At 46.2% G+C, this 13,952-nt stretch carries 13 protein-coding genes and 1 riboswitch; of the genes, 10 read left to right on the top strand and 3 right to left on the bottom strand.

The window, feature by feature from the left end; all coding sequences use genetic code 11:
- Nucleotides 1-14: 14 nt before the first annotated feature.
- Together BUB43_RS01285 and BUB43_RS01280 are read left to right on the top strand one after the other, a co-directional pair.
- Nucleotides 15-1,463, top strand: a complete 1,449-nt coding sequence (locus BUB43_RS01285) for an OmpA family protein (RefSeq protein WP_073177559.1) — start codon at nt 15-17, stop codon at nt 1,461-1,463.
- Nucleotides 1,464-1,557: 94 nt separating this feature from the next.
- Nucleotides 1,558-2,298: a YebC/PmpR family DNA-binding transcriptional regulator gene (locus BUB43_RS01280; RefSeq protein ID WP_073177557.1), complete on the top strand. Its 741-nt coding sequence runs from the start codon at nt 1,558-1,560 to the stop codon at nt 2,296-2,298.
- Between the two features lie 32 nt (nt 2,299-2,330).
- Here BUB43_RS01280 and BUB43_RS01275 read toward each other — a convergent pair whose 3' ends face one another.
- A complete protein-coding gene (locus tag BUB43_RS01275) occupies nt 2,331-2,621 on the bottom strand; it encodes a GNAT family N-acetyltransferase (RefSeq protein WP_073177554.1) in 291 nt (96 codons plus the stop codon).
- Nucleotides 2,622-2,656: 35 nt separating this feature from the next.
- The gene (locus tag BUB43_RS01270) at nt 2,657-3,391 is read right to left on the bottom strand and encodes an RDD family protein (RefSeq protein WP_073177552.1); all 735 of its coding nucleotides are present in this window, start codon (nt 3,389-3,391) and stop codon (nt 2,657-2,659) included.
- Between the two features lie 21 nt (nt 3,392-3,412).
- On the opposite strand from BUB43_RS01270, the gene BUB43_RS01265 reads away from it, so the two are divergent.
- Genes BUB43_RS01265 through BUB43_RS01235 form a run of 7 tightly spaced genes read left to right on the top strand, consistent with a single transcriptional unit; the run spans nt 3,413 to nt 10,019 of the window.
- A complete protein-coding gene (locus BUB43_RS01265) occupies nt 3,413-4,393 on the top strand; it encodes a stage II sporulation protein M (protein WP_073177550.1) in 981 nt (326 codons plus the stop codon).
- Complete coding sequence (locus BUB43_RS01260) at nt 4,371-5,327, top strand: hypothetical protein (RefSeq protein WP_073177548.1); 957 nt, start codon at nt 4,371-4,373, stop codon at nt 5,325-5,327. Before BUB43_RS01265 ends, BUB43_RS01260 begins: the two co-directional genes overlap by 23 nt.
- Nucleotides 5,324-6,100, top strand: a complete 777-nt coding sequence (locus BUB43_RS01255; RefSeq protein WP_083541108.1) for a DUF4129 domain-containing protein — start codon at nt 5,324-5,326, stop codon at nt 6,098-6,100. The genes BUB43_RS01260 and BUB43_RS01255 overlap by 4 nt, the downstream gene beginning before the upstream one ends.
- Nucleotides 6,097-7,236 (top strand): DUF4350 domain-containing protein, encoded by a 1,140-nt coding sequence (locus BUB43_RS01250; protein ID WP_073177545.1) that lies wholly within the window; start codon nt 6,097-6,099, stop codon nt 7,234-7,236. The genes BUB43_RS01255 and BUB43_RS01250 overlap by 4 nt, the downstream gene beginning before the upstream one ends.
- Before the next feature lie 17 nt (nt 7,237-7,253).
- A complete protein-coding gene (locus BUB43_RS01245; RefSeq protein WP_073177543.1) occupies nt 7,254-8,249 on the top strand; it encodes an AAA family ATPase in 996 nt (331 codons plus the stop codon).
- A gap of 3 nt (nt 8,250-8,252) precedes the next feature.
- The gene (locus tag BUB43_RS01240) at nt 8,253-9,572 is read left to right on the top strand and encodes a DUF58 domain-containing protein (RefSeq protein WP_073177541.1); all 1,320 of its coding nucleotides are present in this window, start codon (nt 8,253-8,255) and stop codon (nt 9,570-9,572) included.
- Between the two features lie 18 nt (nt 9,573-9,590).
- The gene (locus tag BUB43_RS01235) at nt 9,591-10,019 is read left to right on the top strand and encodes an OsmC family protein (RefSeq protein WP_073177539.1); all 429 of its coding nucleotides are present in this window, start codon (nt 9,591-9,593) and stop codon (nt 10,017-10,019) included.
- 30 nt (nt 10,020-10,049) lie between these two features.
- Here the strand turns inward: BUB43_RS01235 and BUB43_RS01230 are convergent, their stop codons facing one another.
- Nucleotides 10,050-12,668: an MGH1-like glycoside hydrolase domain-containing protein gene (locus BUB43_RS01230; RefSeq protein ID WP_073177537.1), complete on the bottom strand. Its 2,619-nt coding sequence runs from the start codon at nt 12,666-12,668 to the stop codon at nt 10,050-10,052.
- Between the two features lie 101 nt (nt 12,669-12,769).
- Nucleotides 12,770-12,873, top strand: a riboswitch (SAM riboswitch).
- A 61-nt stretch (nt 12,874-12,934) separates the two neighbouring features.
- Between BUB43_RS01230 and BUB43_RS01225 the strand changes: the two genes are divergently transcribed.
- Entirely contained in the window at nt 12,935-13,951 is a 1,017-nt protein-coding gene (locus tag BUB43_RS01225) for a homocysteine S-methyltransferase family protein (RefSeq protein ID WP_073177535.1), read from the top strand.
- Nucleotide 13,952 lies beyond the last annotated feature (1 nt).

The raw sequence follows: 13,952 nt of genomic DNA, 5'->3' as shown, positions 1-13,952 counted from the left end.
AATCGTATAATTCTATGAAAAATCTAAAAGTAGGAATGGCGGCACTGGCGCTTAGCATTGGCGGTGCAGCATTCGCTCAGACCACTACCAACCCGTGGTTGATCGGTGTTGGTGCGCATGGTGTAAACCATGTTGCTGCGCAGGGTAAAACTGGCGAGCAGCTTGGAAGTGCTTTCGGTGGAAAAGGTGTATTCGAGAAGAATCAGCTTTATGTAATGAACAACTTCACCGTGGTACCACCACTTTCCAAACTTACCGTGGCAAGAAATCTTGGTCCTGGTATCGTTCTTGACTGGCAAACCTCTGTAGGTAATATCGATAATAAGAAAATCGGTATGGATAAAGAATTCATGCTGATGACGGGTCTTGGTCTTCAAATAAAGCTTGCCGGTCTTTTCGGTGGAGAGGAGAGCTGGTTTGATCCTTATGTGCGTGTAGGTGCAAACTATCTAAGACACGATTACGAAAATCAGATCAATGCTGTAGATAAAGATGGAAAAAATGTAGGTGCTGATCACTTTGCTCTCAACCCAGGTCTTGGTCTTAATCTTTGGCTTACAAAAAATTTCGGTCTTGGAATCCAAGGTGATTATGTTGGAACTCCGGGTGATAAGTCTGATGTAGCTAACTTTTGGCAGGCTTCTGCATCTCTTCTATTCAGATTTGGCCAGAGAGATAGAGATAAAGACGGCATCCTAGATAAAGACGATGCTTGTCCTGATGAGCCGGGTATTCCTTCTGAAGATCCACAGTTCAACGGCTGCCCTGATACAGATGGTGACGGCGTATTCGATAAAGTGGATGCGTGCCCAGATGTAGCTGGTCCTGCTGAAAACCAAGGTTGCCCTTGGCCAGATACAGATGGTGACGGCGTACTTGATAAAGACGATGCTTGCCCTACTGTTGCCGGTCCAGTTGAAAACAACGGCTGTCCTTGGCCAGATACTGACGGAGATGGCATCCTAGATAAAGACGATGCTTGCCCTACAGTGCCAGGTCTGCCAGAATACAACGGCTGCCCTAAACCTCAAAGTGCATACGCAGATGAAGCTACAGGCGCATTGAAAGGTATTCATTTCGACTTCGATAAAGCAACTATCCGTCCTGAGTCCCACGAAAGACTACAGCAGGCGGCTGAAATCATCAGATCTTCCAATGGAGGTACATTCCTTGTAACAGGACATACTGATGCTAAAGGTAACCCTAACTATAACCTGAACCTTTCAAGAAGAAGAGCTGCTGAAGTAGTGAAGCAACTTGAAAACAGAGGTGTAGATCCATCTCAACTGAAATCTACAGGGGTAGGTTCCAGAGATGCTAGAGTACCTGCTACTGCTTCTAACGAGGAAAGACTACAAGACAGAAAAGTGGTTGTAGAAGCTATCAGCGGTGCTGCTTGGGAAGCTCTACAAAAATCTGATCTTCCAGTAGTTCAGAAGAAGACAGTGAAAAAGAAAAGATAATAATATCTTTTTAAATATTACATCGAAAACGCTCTCAGAATTGAGGGCGTTTTTTTTGTTGATTTCTTATTTTTGCAAACAATTTATTTACAAAATGGGAAGGGCGTTTGAATACAGAAAAGCTTCGAAGCTAGCACGATGGGACAAAATGGCGAAAACTTTTTCCAAAATCGGGAAGGATATTGCACTGGCCGTGAAGGCCGGCGGACCTGATCCTGAAAGTAATCCTGCGCTGCGCCGCTGCATACAGAATGCAAAAGGTGCCAATATGCCGAAGGATAATGTGGAAAGAGCCATCAAGAAAGCGTCCGGCGCTGATGCGGAAAATTATGAAGAGGTTACCTACGAAGGCTATGGACAGGGCGGTGTAGCATTTTTCGTGGAATGCACCACCAACAACCCTACGAGAACTGTGGCCAATGTGCGCGCGGTGTTCAACAAGTTTGACGGCAACCTTGGGAAGAATGGCGAGCTGGCGTTTATTTTTGACCGGAAGGGAATTTTCTCAATCGATAAGTCTCAAATCAAAATGGATTGGGAGGATTTCGAAATGGAAATGATTGACGGTGGAGCGGAAGAAATTGACCAAGATGATGAAGAAGTGATGATTACCACGGCATTTGAAGATTTCGGAAGCCTTTCGCACAAGCTGGAGGATCTGGGCATTGAACCGAAAAGCGCTGAGCTTCAGCGAATTGCCAACAATACAAAGGATGTGAACGAAGAGCAGTTCAAAGCGAATATGAAAATGCTCGAGAGATTTGAAGAGGATGACGATGTGCAGAATGTGTATCACAATATGGAAATGACGGACGCTCTGCTGGAAACGCTTTAAACAAAAAACCTTCAGAATTTCTGAAGGTTTTTCTATCCGCGGAAAACATCAGAAACATCTGGCATTCTCAGCATCACAGAGCGTGCGTAGGAACAGTGCGGAACTACGGCATACGCATTTTCCCGCGCAAAACTGATGCCTTCCTGCACGAGGAATTTTCCCATACCACGACCTTCAAACTGCGGGTGAACCATCACATAGGAAATCACCAGGGTTTGCCTTTCCGGGAAAAGCGTGTAGGTAAGCCGCCCAACTTCTTCGGCGTTCTCGTTCGTCATCACGATTACGCCGCCATTTCCTGATTTTTGATTATCGAAATTCATAAAAATAAATTTAAAATATCCCTGCAAAATTCAGGCTATTGCTCTTTGCCAGTCACAAAATTGTAATCTTTTATCACCCTGTCGATGAAGCTCTGATGCGTAAAAATCTTGCTATCTGGCTGAACGCCAATGGTTTGCTGAATTTTATCCGAAAGCTTAATCATTAGTTTTCCGTCGCGGTTTTTCTGCGCCTTCACGAAATTATTCTTAATGATTCTCATATCATTATCGCTCAAAACCACAACCTGCGGAAAAGCCGGCACATAAGTTTCCGCGATGTTTTCAAAAATCGTGTGGGAAATATTCACCCGGTTTTTCAGGGAAATCACCGTGGTTCCGGCAGCCATATCGCCAAGCCGCTGATTGTTCGCCGAGGTGATGATGGAGGCGATGCCCACAATACCGCTGCTCACATAAACATCCACCAGCCTTGCAAACCACCGCATCGCATAATCCGGGAAGGTTGCCTGGTATCCGTCGATTTTCACCACTTTTATTTTCAACGCCTTTTTGCCTAAAGTCTGTCCCTGCATTACGCTTTCCGAAATTAAGGTGTAAAATACAATGGGCAATGCCAGCAGGATGTAGAATGCGGTTTTTCTTTCGTATGGGATGAATTTTTCAATCTGGCTGAAAAGAAATAGGGCGACAATTATATAGCCGAACATCACGATGAAATCGATGATGCAGGCAAAGATTCTTTCGCCCACGCTTGCCAAGGTGAAATCAATTTTCACATTTTGTGAACTGATTATCGCAACGCTAGCCATTTTTTAGTAATTTTATCGCCTATGAGAGAGGTGGCTTTCATTAGGCAAAATAAAGCAAAATGGCTGGAAAACGAAGCCGTGATTGCCGGGAAAGTGAAAAAAAATCCCGATGAGCTTTCTTCGCTCTACATCAATCTGTTGAACGATTTGGCTTTCTCGCAAACTTATTATCCGAAGAGCAGCACCACGGTTTACCTGAACCACCTCTCATCGATGATGTTCCAGCGGATTTACAAAACCAGGAGGCTTGAACGAAACCGCCTTTCGCAATTCTTCCTTTACGAAGTTCCGCTGATAATGTTTGAATACCGTAAATATCTATATTTCACGATATTGCTGTTCCTAGCTTTTGTGATGATTGGCGTGGTTTCCACCAAATACGATCCGGATTTTGTGCGCCATATTTTGGGCGACGGCTATGTGAATATGACGCTGGAAAACATCGAGAAAGGAAATCCTACCGGTGTGTACGGCACCAGAACGCCGCTGGATATGGCGCTTGCCATTATCTTCAATAATTTAATGGTGGGTGCAAAGCTCTATGTTTACGGGGTTTTCGCTGGGCTGGGCACGCTGTTCATCCTGATGCAGAACGCTATAATGGTGGGCACTTTTCAATATTTTTTTGAAACGCAGGGTGTGCTGGCAGAAAGCGCGAAAGCCATTTGGCTACACGGCACCTTTGAAATTCTGGGGATGGTGGTGGTAGCTGCGGCAGGCTTTATCCTGGGCGCTTCGATGCTTTTCCCAAAAACTTTTTCGCGGATAAATTCGTTTAAAACGGGCTTCAAGAATAGTTTCAAAATTTATCTAAGTACGGTGCCACTCACGATTATTGCAGGGATTATCGAAGGCTTCGTTACAAGGCTTGCACCAGAAATGCCTTTGCCCATCATACTTTTCATCATTCTCGGTTCGCTCGGGTTTATGATTTTTTACTACATCATTTATCCGCGGAAAATCGCTAAAAAACTAAACTATGCAGCTGATAAAACGCCGTGATTTCAACGCGCTGATTTCCGATACTTTTTCGTTCTTCAAGGTTTACGGCAAAAATTATTTCCGTAACTACTTAATCCTGAACGGTTTGCCGATGATTTTGATGATGGTGCTTTTCTTCTTTTTCTACCGTGCGTTTCTTGTGCCGCTTGCTAGGCAGGATTTTGGGATGGATGCCGGATATTTCGACAGCCTTCTGGACGAGAATTTGCCGCTACTCCTTGTCTTAGTATTGGTAGGTTTCCTACTGTTCATCGCGTTCTACATCATCACCTATTCTTACCCGGTGCTTTATTTGAAACGAATTTCTGAAACTGGCGCTACCGAAATTCAGCTGGATGAAATTTCCGGCGACATCAGGCGGAATTTGGGCAAGGCCTTCAAGTTTATGCTTGGCGTGCTTTTCATCATCACACCGCTGCTCTTCGTGTTCTTCGGAATTTCTCTATTTCTGATGCTGCTCCTCATCGGAATTTTCCTGCTTTTGCTGGCAGCACCTGTCGTTTACAACATCATAAATTTCACGCTGTTCGATTATTATCACAGCGGCAGAAATTTCTTCCAATCGCTGTCGTACAGCTTCAATGCGCAGTTCAATTATCAGGGCATCACAGAAAAATCGCCGTTCTGGAAGTACTGGGGCTCATCCATCATAATTCTCTTCATCATCCAGTCGGTAATCGGCGTCATCACGATGATTCCCTACATTCTCTTTATGGTGGCAATGTATTCTTCGGCAGAAGCAGCTAATTCCGATGGCTTTTCGTCAACGAATATGATGTGGATTGCCATAGCCTATGCGCTTTCTTTTCTGCTGACGTTCGTGCTGAACAATGTGATGTATGTGTGCTGCGGCCTGATGTACTACGACAGTAGAACGGATCTGCAGCGCAATGAAGATTTCAGCGAGATTGACCAAATCGGGAAGAATTTATGATGAGGCTGCGCGTTCTCCTTCTTCTGCTGCTGATGTTTTCCGCGCCGGTTTTTTCGCAAAAAACGGTGGCGAAAACTAATGTTTTTGTAGAAAAGCAGCCCGAAGTTTCCGCAGATTCTCTGATGAGGGTTCAAAGCACGGTGCTTCCTGCAAAAACGCAGCGGAATTTCGCGCAGGATTTCATGCGGAAATATACTTCGCCAGAATTTGACTACAGCGCATCCAAACCGCGCGAAACCCTTTGGGACAGATGGAAGCGGAAGATTGCCGAATTTTTCGACAGGCTTTTTACAAAGCAGGTGAACGATTTTAACGACAGGTCTGAAACACTGCTGCATTTCCTCGCAGGAATTCTTTTTCTGGTGCTGGTTTACTTCCTGGTGAAATATGTGGTGAGCAACGATGGCAGCTTCATTTTTAGCCGAAAAAACCGAAAGACGAAAATTCCTGCGGAAGACTTGATAGAAGATATTCACGCGATAAACTTCCCTGCGGAAATTGCGAAATTTGAACAAAATGCAGATTTTCGCTCAGCAGTCAGGATGCGCTTTCTTCAGTTGCTGAAAATGATGGACGAGCGGAGCCTCATCCAATGGCAGCCAGAGAAAACCAACCTGGAATATTTGGCCGAACTAAAAAATTCTGAGTTTAAAAAGCAGTTTAAAAGTTTGGCAAGGGTTTACGATTATGTTTGGTATGGCGAATTCCCAGTTTCCGAAAAGGATTACCAAGGCTATCGCACAAACTTTGAAAACGCACACCGCCTGATATGAAACGCACGCTGAGAATTTACGGAATTGTGCTGGCGCTGTTCCTAGCGCTCATCGGCTTTCTGGAACTGAGCCGCAAAACCGTGGTGGATTGGCGCAAAACCTTTGATGTGGAAAGCAAGGCACCGTTCGGACTTTTCGTTTTCGATAAGGAAGCGGAAAAAATTTTCGGCGGAAAGCTCAAGAAATCCGTACAATCGCCGTACACTTATTTCGCCAATAAAAATCAGCAGCCGCAGAACATTCTGTTCATCAATAAATTCCTGGACGAAACTTCGCTGGAAAGATTGCTGAAGGAAGTGGAGAAAGGCAGCGACCTTTTTATCGCCGGAAACCCCGACCTTTATGGAATGGGTGTTCACACTTCAAGGTATTTCAGCGATGACGATGTTTACCTGCATCTACTAAACCACGACCTGAACGGCATTCAGAAGCTGGATAAATTTCCAGACAGGCTGTATATCAGCAGAGTTCCGAAGAATGCTAAAATTTTAGGTTATACAAAAGTTGCCAACAAAAGCTATCCTAACTTTATACAAATCCCAAAAGGGAAGGGTAACATCTACATCCATACAGAGCCACTGTTCCTCACAAATTATCAGTTGCTGAAACCCGGTGAAGAACGCTATGCAGCGCAGGTTCTCAGCTATTTACCAGACAGGGAAACCGTTTGGTTTCAGGATTTCAGTACGCAGGGAAATTACAACGCAATGTATTTCGTGCTGAGCAATCCGCCGCTGAAATTTGCGTGGTGGACATTCCTTGTCACAATGTTGCTCTTTATGATTTTTAATGCGAAACGCCGCCAAAGAATCGTGCCGGTAATTTCCCCGCCGGAAAATAAATCGGCAGAATTCGTGAAAAGCATCGGCAACCTTTACCTTCAGGAAGGCGATTTCCGCGATATGATGGCGAAAAAGGCCACTTACTTTCTGCATTTTGTAAGAACGGAATTTTTGATTGATACCGAAAGGCTCGACGAAGAATTCATACAAAAACTCATCAGCAAAAGCGGGCAACCAGAAGAAAAAATACGGGAAGCCGTGGCATTAATCCAAAAATCATTACACCAAAGCCACGATATTACGAAGCAAGATTTGGAAAAAATGAACAGGCTTCTCGATGAAATATCAAAATAAAAACACCAGAAATAATTATGCAAAATATTGAAAATCAAAACGATATGCAGTTTACGCCAAGAGTTCGGCTGAACGAATTAAGGGAAGGCGTGGAAAGAATAAAAAGCGAGATAGGCAAGGTGATAGTAGGGCAGGAAGCGATGATAGAGCACCTGATTGCCGCGCTGCTTGCCAACGGGCACATCCTGATAGAAGGTGTACCTGGCGTTGCCAAAACCATCACCGCGAAACTTCTGGCAAAAACCGTGGAAACCGGCTTCAGCAGGATACAGTTCACACCGGATTTGATGCCGTCCGATGTCTTGGGGACTTCCGTGTTCAATATGAAAACCACGGAATTTGAGTTTAAACCCGGACCGATTTTCTCGAACTTCATCCTGATAGATGAAATCAACCGTTCCCCGGCGAAAACGCAGGCCGCACTTTTCGAAGTGATGGAAGAACGGCAGGTAACTATGGATGGCACGAGATACCCTATGGCAATGCCTTTCCTGGTGGTGGCCACGCAAAACCCTATCGAGCACGAAGGAACTTACAGGCTGCCGGAGGCTCAGCTGGACAGGTTTCTGTTCAAAGTGGTGGTAGGCTACCCGGATTACAGCAGCGAAATCGCCATCATCCAAAGGCATCACGAAAGCCGTGAAAAAGATAAAACCACAGTGGTAAACCCGGTGATTGCCGAAGCGCAACTTATTGCCTATCAGCAAATGCTGAAGGAAATCGTGGTGGAACCTCAGCTAATGGAATACATCGCGAAAATCATCGTGAACACGCGGGAAAATCCATTCCTTTACCTTGGCGCTTCGCCGCGAGCAAGCATCGCACTGCTGATGGCATCGAAGGCTTTTGCGGCAATTCGCGGAAGAGATTTCGTAACGCCGGACGATATAAAATTCGCAGCACCGGCAGTCCTTCGGCACAGAATCGTGGTGGCGCCAGAAAGGGAGATGGAAGGTCTTTCCGCCGATGAAATCATCCACCAAATTATTGAAGGTATCGAAATTCCAAGATAAAAAATGCGCAACCTCTACCTCACCAAAAGGCTTTTCGCATTGCTCAGCGTGGTAATGCTGCTGTTCGTGCTGGCGTTTTTCATCGGCTGGCTCCTGCCTTTTGTGCGCATTTTTTTAGGGCTGGTCATCCTTGCCGCAATCATCGATTATGCAATGCTTTTCGGGATGAAATATGGCGTGAAAGCACAGCGGATTTTACCAGAAAAACTGAGCAACGGCGATGAAAACCCCGTGAAGCTGGATGTGAAGAACGACTATCCTTTCCCGATTGAAACGGAAATAATCGACGAGGTGCCGTTTCAGTTTCAGATGAGGGACTTTAACATTAAAAGAAAAATTGAATCGAAAAAAAATGTTTTCCTGCAGTACATCCTGGAACCGAAGGAGCGCGGTGAATTTGTTTTCGGCGCGCTGAATGTTTACGCTAAATCTGCAATTGGCTTAGTATCAAAGCGTTACAGGTTCCAGAAGGATGCTGCGCTGCCAAGTTACCCGTCCTTCATTCACCTTGGAAAGTACGAGCTGCAGGCCATTCGTGATCAGTTTTTGCTGGGCGCAAGAAAAGTGAGGAGGATAGGGCACCAGACGGAGTTTGAGCAAATAAAAGATTATGTGCCAGGCGATGATATCCGCACCATCAACTGGAAGGCGACTTCCAAGCGAAATCACCTGATGGTGAACCAATATCAGGAAGAGCGCTCGCAAAGAATCTGGATGATCATCGATAAGGGCAGAACGATGCAGATGCCTTTCGGCGGGCTTTCGCTGCTGGATTATTCGATAAATGCTGCGATGGCGCTCTCTCACATCGTGCTGAAAAAGGGCGACAGAGCAGGAGCGATGACCTTCTCGAAAACTGCGGAAAACCGCGTACCTGCGGAAAGTAAGGCAGGGCAGCTGCGGAAAATTTCGGAAGCGCTGTACAACATTCGGACGAATTTTTACGAGAGTGATTTTGGCGCGCTTTACCGTGATATTCGGCAAAATATCAGCCAGCGAAGCCTGATTTTACTTTTTACTAATTTCGAAACGCTGGATGCGGTGAACCGCCAGATGAAATTTCTGCGGGCTATTGCGCGAAACCATCTGGTAGTGGTGGTGTTTTTCAAAAATAGCGAGCTGCAGAAAATCATCCACCGAAATCCGGAAAATATGCAGGAAATTTATGATGAAATCATCGCCGAAAAATTCGAGTTCGAGAAGAAGCTCATCATTCAGGAACTGCGGAAATACGGCATCTACAGCCTGTACACCCTACCGGAAAATCTCAGCGTGGAAGCCATCAACAAATATCTGGAAATCAAGGCGCAAGGCCTATTATAATTTAAAAAAAGATTTATTATGAAAATTTCTCTGAACCGAATCAATGACGATTTTCTATTTGAATGCAGCAATTCTGCGGGCAACAAAATTCTGCTGGATAATGCTTCGCTTCCCGATGCCAAGGGCGTTTCACCGATGGAAGCCGTTCTGATGGCTGTGGCAGGATGCAGCGGTATTGACATTGTTTCCATCCTGAAAAAGCAGCGGCAGGGCATCACGGATTTTTCTGCAGAAGTGGAAGGCGAAAGAATCCCGAAAGATGATGCCAAGGTCTTCAAAACCATCACGGTGAATTTCAGTATGTCTGGCGATATTGACCCGAAGAAAGCCTACCGTGCCGCTGAACTTTCCTTCGAAAAATACTGCTCCGTCTCGAAAACTCTCGAACCCAATGTAGAAATAAAATTCTCGGTGAAGGTGAATGGTGAATTGGTAGAGAAAAATTAAACTTTTGCCATTTTAATTTTGCCTTGGCTCTTAGCTCTCGCCAAGCCTTGGCTGAATAAGCTTCGCTACGGTGGCTGTCCATCCGCACTGGTGTGAAGCGCCGAGGCCACGCCCTGTATCTCCATCGAAATATTCGTAGAAGAAAATATTTTCTCGGAAATACGCATCGTGATTGAACTTGGCATTGCCGCCGTTGAAAGGTCTTTCGCCGTTTTCATTCTTCTTGAAAATGCTTTGCAGGCGCTCGCTCACATCGTTTGCCACTTCATCCAGGCTCAGCATTGCGCCGCTTCCCTTTGGATGCTCCACTTTTAGCCTGTCGCCAAAATAATAGTGGAAACGCTGCAGGCTTTCCACCACCAGGAAATTCAGCGGAAACCAAATGGGGCCACGCCAGTTGCTATTGCCGCCGAACATACTGCTGTCGCTTTCTGCCGCGGTGTAGCGTACCACATATTGCGTATCGTGCGCCGCGAAAACAAACGGGTTCTGCTCGTAGCATTTGGACATTGAGCGGATGCCATATTCGCTGAGGAATTCATCCGGGTCGCACATTCTCTCTAGAATTTTTTTCAGCCTTTTTTGCCGAAGGATGCTGATAAGGTGCTTCTTCCCTTGGCCCTCAACCTGCCAGTTGGATACCAGCTCCGCAAGTTCTGGCTTATTGCGTAGCACCCAGTCCATCCTTGTTTTAAAGTTCGGAAGTTTCTCCAGCATTTCGTGGCTGATGACTTCCACGGCAAACATCGGGATGAGGCCTACCATACTCCGCAGTTTCAGCGAAATGGCGTCGCCGTTTTCCAGCTGAATAAGGTCGTAGAAGAAGCCGTCGTCCTCGTTCCATAGTCCGTCTTTATCGCCCAATTTGTTCATTGCCTGAGCGATGTAGAGGAAATGCTCGAAGAATTTTATCGCCATATCTTCATACACCGGGTTGTACAGCGAGAGCTCCATTGCGATGCGCATCATATTCAGTGCGAACATCGCCATCCAGCTTGTGCCGTCGGCTTGCTCCAGGTGCTGTCCGTCGGGCAGTTCCATATTTCTGTCGAAGGCACCTATGTTGTCCAGTCCTAAAAATCCGCCGCCGAAAATATTTTCCCCGCGCTTATCTTTGCGGTTTACCCACCAGGTGAAGTTCAGCAGAAGTTTTTGGAAAACGGCTTCCAGGAAGAAGTAATCTGGCTTTCCGGAAAGCTTCGCATCAATTTTGAAAACGCGAAAGGTTGCCCAGGCGTGAACTGGCGGATTCACATCGCTCAGGTTCCATTCGTAGGCCGGCATCTGTCCGTTCGGCCGCATATACCATTCCTTCGTCAGCAGTCTCAGCTGTTCTTTGGCAAAATTGCCATCAATCAAGGCAAAAGGCACGCAGTGAAACGCCAAATCCCAAGTGGCATACCACGGATATTCCCATTTATCTGGCATCGAAATGATGTCTTTGTTGTGAAGGTGCTCCCAGTCCTTATTCCGCACGAAGCTTTCAAAATCCCGCTCAATTGCAAAATTTGGGTCGCCCTTCAGCCATTTGGAAACTTTGTAATGGTAAAACTGCTTGTTCCAGAGCAAGCCTGCGAAAGCCTGCCGCTGCACATTCCGCTCATCATCGCTTTCTATATCCTGCTGAATTTCCGCGTAAAATTCCTGGCACTCGTTTTTTCTCTGCTCGAAAATTTCATCGAAATCGTAGAAGGCATCCGGGAAAATATCGTGCGGGCTAATCCTGAAATCGAAGGTTTCAGAGCTCCCGGCATTTATCATTTGCTGGATTGCAAAGCAAGCCTTCGTCCCGAATTTTTCAGGGTTTACGGAATCATCACCGAAGAGAATGTGGTTATTAATGCCGTCTTTGTAGAAAAATCCTTCCTGTCTTGGTTCGCCGTATATGGCTTCTGGGTTGGTTTCGTTCTCGCAGAAAAGGCTCTCTGCACCGCGGCATCTAGAGTAGAAATTTCGCACTGCCATATCATTATGCTCAATTCCGATGATGCCGCGCTCTTTCTCGAAAAAATTCGGCTTGTAAGAATTGTAGCCCCACCTCCAATTGTTGCGGTACCAGATTGTTGGCAGTATTACCAGCGGTGCATCCCTTTCGCTGCGGTTGTGCACGGTAAGGCGGATGAAGATGTCTTCCGGGTCCACCTTGCAATACTCGATTTCCAGGTCGAAATATTCATCATTGTCGAAAATTCCCGTGTCGATAATTTCAAATTCCGGGTCGTTTCTGCTCCGCGACAAATTCTCCTGAACAAGCTTCTCATAAGGGAAGGCACCGATGGGGTACTTGTAGAGCATCTTCATATAAGAATGCGTGGGCGAACTGTCCAGATAGTAGTAAATTTCCTTCAAATCTTCGCCGTGGTTCCCCTGATGGTTGCTTAGCCCGAAGAAGCGCTCCTTCAGCATCTCATCATTTTTATTCCAGAAGCTGAAGGCAAAGCAAAGCCGCTGCTTGTTATCAGAAATCCCTGCAATGCCTTCCTCCGCCCATCGGTAGGTGTAGCTTTTCGCGGTATTATGCCCGGTGAAATCCCAGGCATTTCCATCGGCGCTGTAGTCTTCGCGCACATTTCCCCACTGTCTGTTGCTCACATAAGGCCCCCAGGTTTTCCACGCATCATCCTGCAATCTTTGCCGTTCTGCAATCATATTCTTGGCTCAATTATTTTTACGAAGATAAAGTTTTTTCAAAATTTTTATGCAAATGAATTTTATACCGAAAAAAACTATATTTGCAGCTCACAACATTGAAGTTATCAGGAAAGGCTGAGGGAATAGACCCTGCGAAGCCTTAGCAACCCTCAGGATTGAGAAGGTGCTAAATTCTACCTAAAAATTTTAGGAAAGATAACCGAGAACGCAGTTTTCCTCTGGGCTTTTTCCGGCGAATTTCAATGATTAAATGTTTGTTTGAAATGAACCGTAAAGCCGAACTCTACCGCTCTCTTGGTGAAAGAATCCTGATTCTGGACGGTGCTATGGGAACGATGATCCAGCGCTACAAGCTGGATGAAGACGATTACCGCTCCGCACGCTTCCAAGATTGGGAAAAGCCTTTGAAGGGCAATAATGATCTGCTCTCTCTTACCCGGCCGGAAATTATCGCGGCAATCCACAGAGAATATTTGGAAGCAGGCGCGGACATCATCGAGACCAACACATTCAGCGCCACCACCATAGCAATGGCAGATTATGGGATGGAAGATTTCGTTCAGGAAATGAATTTCCAATCTGCAAAAATCGCCCGCGAAGTTTGCGAAGAATTCAACGATAAAAATCCTGCGAAGCCCCGGTTCGTGGCAGGCTCCATAGGCCCTACGAACAAGACGGCGAGCCTTAGCCCTGATGTGAACGACCCCGGCTTCCGCGCCATTACCTTCGATGAGCTTCGCGAAGCCTACAAGCAGCAAGCCAAGGCTTTGATGGAGGGCGGCGCCGATATTCTTCTGGTGGAAACCATTTTTGATACGCTGAATGCCAAGGCTGCGCTTTTCGCCATAGATGAAATCCAGGAAGAAAGCGGTGCGAAAATTCCTGTAATGGTTTCCGGTACCATCACAGATTCTTCCGGCAGAACGCTTAGCGGACAAACCGCTGAAGCCTTCCTTATTTCCGTTTCGCACCACGATTTGCTGAGCGTCGGTTTCAATTGTGCACTGGGCGCAAAGCAGCTCACGCCTTATCTGGAAACCCTCGCCAATCAGTCGGGTTATTACATTTCCGCCTATCCAAACGCGGGCCTGCCCAATGCTTTCGGCGGCTACGATGAATCGCCGGAGGCTATGGCAATGCAGGTGAAGGACTATGCGGAGCGCGGCATCGTGAATATTGTGGGCGGATGCTGCGGTACTACGCCTGCTCACATCGCTGCGATTGCCGATGTAGTGAAAGATTTTGAACCGAGAAAAATTCCGCAAACAATTTTGAGCTAGT

This window comes from Cruoricaptor ignavus, from assembly GCF_900141665.1.
Classification (GTDB): Bacteria; Bacteroidota; Bacteroidia; order Flavobacteriales; family Weeksellaceae; genus Cruoricaptor; species Cruoricaptor ignavus.
This window is presented reverse-complemented; position numbering and strand designations above follow the sequence as displayed.